Consider the following 1,125-nt stretch of genomic DNA (forward strand, 5'->3'; position numbering starts at 1 on the left):
GTCCCGGGGGGCGGGGGCGCTTCGGTGGGGTCGGCGCCGGTGGTGATCAGGCGCGCGGCCCCCGCCCGGTCCAGCAGCCGCTCGACCTCCCCGGGGGTGCGGTCGCAGATCGCCGCCAGCAGCGCGGGGCGGAACTCGCGCCCCACGACGGCGGCCCGGCCCAACAGTTCGGTCACCTCCGGCGGCAGCAGATCCAGCCGGCGTCGGATCGCCTCCCGCACCCCCGGCGCGATCGCCCCCGACGGGGCGCCCGCTCCCCACAGGCGGGCCGTCTCCTCGATGAAGAAGGGATTGCCGCCGGTGCGACGGTGCACCTCGGCCACCACCCCGGGGGCGGGTGTGCGTCCGTGCACACGGGTGATCAGGGCGCCGGTGTCCGCCGGCTCCAGCCCACCGAGGGTGATGGTGGTGCCGGCCGCCGCCGGGAGGGCGGTCAGCAGGGGGCGCAGCGGATGGTCGGGCAGCTCCGCCTCGACGTCCCGGTAGGTGCCGATGAGCAGGACCCGCTCGAACCAGGTGTGCCGCGCGGCGAACTCCAGCAGGCGCAGCGAGTCGGGATCGGCCCGGTGCAGGTCCTCCAGCACCACCACCAGCGGGTGGTGGCGGGAGACGGTGACCAGGGCGGTGGTGACGGAGTCGTGGAGGGCGAACCCGTCCATCGGCGGACCGCCGGTGCTCCCACCGGCGCCGCCCGTCCCGTCGAGCAGCAGTTCCGGGCCCGGCCCGGCGGCCTCCAGCGCCTCGGCCCACCGCCCGGGGCCGGCCGCCCGCCGCAGCCCCCGCAGCACCTGTACCCACGGCCAGTGGCCGGGGGCGTTGTCCGACTCCCAGCAGGCTCCGGCCAGCACCGGCGCGCCCTGCCGGCGGGCCTCCCCCACGGCCTCGGAGACCAGGGTGGTCTTGCCGATGCCGGCCTCGCCGGTGATCAGCACCAACCCGCCGTGGCTGTCCAGGGCGTGCCGCACGCGGGAACGGAGCAGAGCGAGGGGGTGATCGCGTCCGAGGGGACCGGTGGTCATGACGTCTTCCATTGGACACCATCGACCGGTCGGGGACCAGGGGTTTCCCGGCGACGGGCGCGGCTCGGAGGCGGACCCGCCGGTTCCGCCCGGATCGCTCCCGCCC

Annotated in this window: 1 protein-coding gene; it reads right to left on the bottom strand. The window is 76.8% G+C overall.

Translation table 11 applies throughout. The features are described from left to right. On the bottom strand, positions 1-1,019 hold a 1,019-nt coding region (locus FOE67_RS26495; protein WP_182667355.1), incomplete at its 3' end, for an ATP-binding protein. Between the last annotated feature and the right edge of the window lie 106 nt (positions 1,020-1,125).

The sequence above is a fragment of the Streptomyces calidiresistens genome, assembly GCF_014141525.1.
Classification (GTDB): Bacteria; Actinomycetota; Actinomycetes; order Streptomycetales; family Streptomycetaceae; genus Streptomyces; species Streptomyces calidiresistens.